This is a genomic window from Dolichospermum sp. LEGE 00246, assembly GCF_015207865.1.
In the GTDB taxonomy this organism is placed as follows: Bacteria; Cyanobacteriota; Cyanobacteriia; order Cyanobacteriales; family Nostocaceae; genus Dolichospermum; species Dolichospermum heterosporum.
In genome coordinates, this window is sequence record NZ_JADEWA010000340.1 from 1 (window position 1) to 5,958 (window position 5,958).

General features: G+C 39.1%; 4 protein-coding genes. 3 read left to right on the plus strand and 1 reads right to left on the minus strand.

Features of this window, described 5'->3' with window-relative positions; genetic code table 11:
• Positions 1 to 39 precede the first annotated feature (39 nt).
• Positions 40 to 1,311, plus strand: coding sequence for an FGGY-family carbohydrate kinase (locus IQ228_RS19090; RefSeq protein ID WP_193963954.1), 1,272 nt, complete (start codon positions 40 to 42; stop codon positions 1,309 to 1,311).
• A 130-nt stretch (positions 1,312 to 1,441) separates the two neighbouring features.
• Here IQ228_RS19090 and IQ228_RS19095 read toward each other — a convergent pair whose 3' ends face one another.
• Positions 1,442 to 2,809 (minus strand): hypothetical protein, encoded by a 1,368-nt coding sequence (locus tag IQ228_RS19095; protein WP_027404818.1) that lies wholly within the window; start codon positions 2,807 to 2,809, stop codon positions 1,442 to 1,444.
• Between the two features lie 177 nt (positions 2,810 to 2,986).
• Here IQ228_RS19095 and IQ228_RS19100 point away from each other — a divergent pair, with 177 nt between their 5' ends.
• Positions 2,987 to 4,495: a UbiD family decarboxylase gene (locus IQ228_RS19100; protein WP_193963956.1), complete on the plus strand. Its 1,509-nt coding sequence runs from the start codon at positions 2,987 to 2,989 to the stop codon at positions 4,493 to 4,495.
• A 134-nt stretch (positions 4,496 to 4,629) separates the two neighbouring features.
• Positions 4,630 to 5,106 carry a DUF1499 domain-containing protein gene (locus tag IQ228_RS19105; protein ID WP_027404820.1) on the plus strand — a complete coding sequence of 159 codons (477 nt, stop codon included), beginning with the start codon at positions 4,630 to 4,632 and terminating at the stop codon, positions 5,104 to 5,106.
• The last annotated feature ends 852 nt before the right edge of the window (positions 5,107 to 5,958 follow it).

Sequence of the window (5,958 nt, forward strand, 5' to 3'; positions counted from 1 at the left end):
TAAGAGACAGCCCCCAACTCCCCCAACTCCCCTGAATTTATGACTTTATCCCTGGGTATTGATTTTGGCACTTCTGGCGCACGGGGTGTGGTAATTGATGAAGAAGGTCGCGTTTTGTCGGAAATGCGTCATTATTGGCTGGTTGAGACTATTAACTGGGTAAAATGTTGGCGAGAGGCTTTATGGAGTCTATTAGGGCAAATTCCGGAGGCTTTAAGGGGGGAGATCGGGGCGATCGCTATTAATGGGACTTCTTCTACTATTTTGCTGACTGATGGGGCTGGAGAGCCTATAGACGCGCCGCTGTTGTACAATGATGGTCGGGGTGCGACAGCTTTAGAACGGTTGAGTTGGTTTGCTCCGGCTAATCACACTGTGTTAAGTGCTACATCTAGTCTAGCGAAACTCCTCTGGATGCAAGCATTACCTGATTTTACAAAAGCCAGATATTTATTACATCAAGCCGATTGGCTGGGGTTTCTTTTGCATGGAAAGTTAGGTATTAGCGATTACCACAACGCTTTGAAGCTGGGTTATGATGTAGAAAAATTGCAATATCCAGAATGGTTGGAACAATTAGAAATTCCTCTCCAGTTACCACAAGTGTTAACACCGGGAACTGCTATTGGTGAATTACTTCCCAGGATTGCGGCTGATTTTGGCTTTAAAGGCGATTGTTTGGTGGTTGCTGGCACAACAGATAGTATTGCGGCTTTTCTAGCCAGTGGAGCTAAATTTCCGGGGGAAGCGGTAACTTCCCTGGGGTCAACTTTAGTCCTAAAACTTTTAAGTCGTCAAAGAATTGAAGATGCGCGATATGGAATTTATAGCCATCGTTTAGGTGATTTATGGCTAACAGGAGGTGCTTCTAATACAGGAGGTGCTGTTTTAAAGCATTTTTTCAGCAATGTTGAGTTAGTGAGGTTAAGCGCAGAAATTGATCCAACTCAACCCAGTGAGTTAGATTATTACCCATTATTGAAACCAGGCGATCGCTTTCCCATTAATGATCCCCAATTATTACCCAGACTAGAACCGCGTCCCGATCAAAATAAAGAATTTCTACATGGTTTATTAGAAAGTATGGCGAGAATAGAAACTAGAGGATATGAACTATTGCAAAATCTAGGTGCAGATTCTTTAACCCATATTTATACTGCTGGTGGTGGTGCGACTAATTCCACTTGGACAGCTATTCGTCAACGTTATTTAAAAGTACCAGTTGTTTCATCAATTCATAGGGAAGCAGCTTATGGAACAGCACTTTTAGCAATGGGAAAAGTACAGATTTATGGTGTAGCATTGCTATAGAAATTACCGTTCCTGTGAGGTACAAGAAGAAAGAATTAACCGCAGATGGAAGAGAATGAACGCAGATAAACGCAGATAAATTTGTACCCTGTTAGACGTGGAAACGCTATCAACCCCTACGACTACAGAACTAACTCACAGCTAATGAATTTTTACTGTAATATTCTGTTTGCGGATAAATGCTAATAATGGTATTTCCAACTTCAAAAAATGTTCCTGACTGTTCATTTTTAGAAAATTGCAACTGTGGGTATTTAGCCGCTAATTCATTAGCAGTTAATGCTGTAGCAGGGATTTTATTTGGTAAGAGTCCTGTTGAACCAATATAAAACACCATAGGAGAAATCTTTTCTTGGTAAATCTGCTCAACATAAGCTACTAACTTTTTATAAGCTGTCGTCATAGCTGCAATTAACTCTTCTCTATTGATAGATTTATGAGCGTGTTGGGTATATAATAATAACGCCAAATTATGCTCACCAACTTTACAAAGAATTTTTCCTACTTTTCCATTGATATTGATTCCCAGAAAGTCATCAAAAATGGGTTTCATCAAATCATCAACTTTAGTTAGTTTCATTCTGGCAGAAATAGCTTTTTGTCGAAAAGCGATATTTTGATTTAGAACCATTTCCAAAGTTGGTTTCAGGAAAATCTCTCCAGTTTTTTGGTCGTAAACTTCATATCTCCGCCCTAAAAACTGGTTAGCAGCATATAATTTACTCAAGTTGAGAATATCCTGATTACCAAACTCAATTTTATGACTAATATGAGAATCAATTGGATCTGAATATTCCTGAGTGGTAGGAAAATTCAGATAGAGATTTTTGGATAAATAATGTTTTTTTAATTCCTCTACTTGGTTACTCACAAACAATTCTGATTGATGACGTAAGCAAGCAGACAGAATGCTCGTAATCACCTTAATTTCTGCTAATTGCGTAAATAACCCATCAATATTGCCAAAATTGATATTAACAGGAACTAATGGTAAATTATCTAATTGGATTTGATATTCACGATCAAATTCAAACTCATCAGCAGTAATTACACCTTTAGATTGCAATAAATCAAATACTTTCTTGTTGCTGATTTTAATATTTAAAGCCGAAATATGAACTTTACCATCTTTGACAATGGTATAATTATTGAAATTATGCAAATCATGAGCCAGTAACCCTACAATCTCAATAATAGGGGTATAATCTTCAGCCTTTACCAGTTTAACTTTCCGCTTCACCAACATATTAATAGTAGCAGTATTGCGATTTATAGCGAATACACCCATTTGCACAAAATCACCAGCATAAACATCTTCAGTTTGTAAACTAGGAGTTATTAAATCACCATTAATATCTCTAACACCCTTCACCCGTTTAATACGAGTTCGCTGGTAATCTTCCTTTAACTTATATAAATTCAAAATGATATGTTGACGATATTCAGATAAAATTTGGATGAGTTCTAACAGAGAAATTTGGTGATTTAACTTCGACATAAAACCCCCTAACTTTTATCAATTAAAAACCGGATTTCCCTCTCTGCGCCTCCGCGTCTCTGCGTGAGAAAAATCCCTCTTTCCCTCAATATAGTATATTTGTACTAAAAAGTCAACTTATCCAAATCAAGACTAAAATAAGAATAGCTTTACACTTCTTAATAATTAAAAAAAACAATGGCGCGAGATTTACGGGGATTCATTAAAATTCTAGAACAAAGAGGACAATTAAAGCGAATTTCAGCTTTGGTTGACCCAGATATGGAAATTGCGGAGATTTCCAACCGAATGCTGCGAAAAGGTGGTCCAGGCTTACTATTCGAGAATGTCAAAGGTGCATCTTTTCCCGTCGCAGTTAACTTAATGGGGACTGTGGAAAGGATATGCTGGGCGATGAACATGGAAAAACCAGAGGAGTTGGAAACCCTGGGAAAGAAGCTAAGTATGCTTCAGCAACCCAAACCACCGAAAAAGATTTCCCAAGCTATAGATTTTGGTAAAGTGCTGTTTGACGTGGTGAAAGCTAAACCGGGAAGGGACTTTTTTCCGCCTTGTCAACAGGTGGTAGTTGCTGGAAATGATTTAGATTTAAATAAGTTGCCTTTAATACGTCCTTATCCGGGAGATGCTGGCAAGATTATTACGCTAGGATTGGTAATTACTAAGGATTGTGAGACAGGAATCCCCAATGTAGGCGTATATCGTTTACAGTTACAGTCTAATAATACTATGACTGTACATTGGCTATCGGTGCGGGGTGGTGCGAGACATTTACGCAAAGCCGCAGAACGTGGTAAAAAGTTAGAGGTAGCGATCGCTCTGGGTGTAGATCCTTTAATCATTATGGCAGCAGCCACACCCATTCCTGTAGATTTATCAGAATGGTTATTTGCTGGATTGTATGGCGGTTCGGGAGTCAACTTAGCCAGGTGTAAAACTGTAGATTTGGAAGTTCCCGCAGATTCCGAATTTGTTTTAGAAGGGACAATTACACCGGGGGAAGTTTTACCGGATGGACCCTTTGGCGACCACATGGGATATTATGGCGGTGTGGAGGATTCGCCTTTGGTGCGGTTTCAGTGTATGACACACCGCAAAAACCCCATTTATCTTACCACATTTAGCGGGTTGCCACCAAAAGAAGAAGCCATGATGGCGATCGCTCTTAACCGGATTTACACCCCTATTTTACGGCAACAAGTATCAGAAATAGTTGATTTCTTCCTGCCAATGGAAGCGTTAAGTTACAAAGCCGCAATTATTTCCATAGATAAAGCTTATCCTGGACAAGCACGGCGAGCAGCTTTAGCCTTTTGGAGTGCGTTACCACAATTCACTTACACGAAATTTGTGATTGTCGTCGATAAAGATATCAATGTTCGTGATCCCCGTCAAGTTGTTTGGGCGATCAGTTCCAAAGTTGATCCTACCAGAGACGTATTTATATTACCAAATACTCCCTTTGATACTTTAGATTTTGCTAGTGAAAAATTAGGTTTAGGTGGGAGAATGGGTATAGATGCCACCACAAAAATTCCTCCAGAAACAGAACATGAATGGGGTGAACCATTAAAATCAGATCCCAATGTTGCGGAAATGGTAGAAAGACGCTGGCAAGAATATGGTTTAGCAGATTTACAATTAGGAGGAGTTGATCCTAATTTATTTGGTTACGATATGAAGTAATACCCACACTGTCCCTTCTCTATCAGAAGGGGAGTGTGATTTTAAGATGGAAAACTTGAAAAACCTAATTTGATGATAATGTGTAGAAAGCTGATAATATACAAAGAATCACAGAATATAACAGTTAACTGATTATGTCTAATTTAACAACAATCTCTCAACTACGAAAGATTATTTTCTCGATATTCCTAACGTTGATCCTGAGTTTTATAATTCCTGCAACTGCTTCAGCTTCAAGCTTAGGAATTGAGTCAGCTAGTCTTAGTCCTTGTCCAGTTTCTCCTAATTGTGTTGTCAGTCAAAATGCTGATGCTAAACACGCTATTGAGCCGATTACCTATCATATAGAACGAGATAAAGCCAGAGAAACTTTACTAAAAGTCCTCACTGTTGTTCCCCGCACCACGATCATATCACAAACAGATAATTATATTCATGCAATTTCTAAAAGTCGCATTTTCAAGTTTGTTGATGATGTGGAGTTTTACTTTCCTGGCGATAAGTCAGTTATTCATATCCGTTCTGCATCTCGTGTAGGAGATTCTGATTTTGGTGTCAACCGCAGACGCTTAGAACAAATTCGGTTAGCTTTACGGGATTTGAATATTTAATGTCAGTGAAGACGAGATTGCTTCACTCCACTTTGTTACATTCGCAATGACAGAGGAAAGTTTTTGAATTTGTCATTGCGACCGAAGAGAAGCAGATGAGATTGCTTCACTCCACTTTGTTACATTCGCAATGACATAGGAGAGTTTTTGAATTTGTCATTGCGACCGAAGGGAAGCAATCGCAAAATCTCTTAGTGAAGACGAGATTGCTTCACTCCACTTTGTTACATTCGCAATGACATAGGAGAGTTTTTGAATTTGTCATTGCGACCGAAGGGAAGCAATCGCAAAATCTCTTAGTGAAGACGAGATTGCTTCACTCCACTTTGTTACATTCGCAATGACATAGGAGAGTTTTTGAATTTGTCATTGCGATCGCAGGGAAGCAATCGCAAAATCTCTCGGTGAAGACGAGATTGCTTCACTCCACTTCGTTACATTCGCAATGACATAGGAGAGTTTTTAAATTTGTCATTGCGATCGAAGGGAAGCAATCGCAAAATCTCTCGGTGAAGACGAGATTGCTTCACTCCACTTCGTTACATTCACAATGACAGAGGAAAGTTTTTGAATTTGTCATTGCGATCGCAGGGAAGCAGATGAGATTGCTTCACTCCACTTTGTTACATTCGCAATGACATAGGAGAGTTTTTGAATTTGTCATTGCGATCGCAGGGAAGCAGATGAGATTGCTTCACTCCACTTTGTTACATTCGCAATGACATAGGAAAGTTTTTGAATTTGTCATTGCGATCGCAGTGAAGCAGATGAGATTGCTTCACTCCACTTCGTTACATTCGCAATGACATAGGAAAGTTTTTGAATTTGTCATTGCGACCGAAGGGAAGCAAT

Bases quoted from the DNA above. Each gene is read 5' to 3' on its own strand.
- IQ228_RS19105 (WP_027404820.1), top strand. From the start codon at position 4,630: ATGTCTAATTTAACAACAATCTCTCAACTACGAAAGATTATTTTCTCG.
- IQ228_RS19095 (WP_027404818.1), bottom strand. From the start codon at position 2,809: ATGTCGAAGTTAAATCACCAAATTTCTCTGTTAGAACTCATCCAAATT.
- IQ228_RS19100 (WP_193963956.1), top strand. From the start codon at position 2,987: ATGGCGCGAGATTTACGGGGATTCATTAAAATTCTAGAACAAAGAGGA.
- IQ228_RS19090 (WP_193963954.1), top strand. From the start codon at position 40: ATGACTTTATCCCTGGGTATTGATTTTGGCACTTCTGGCGCACGGGGT.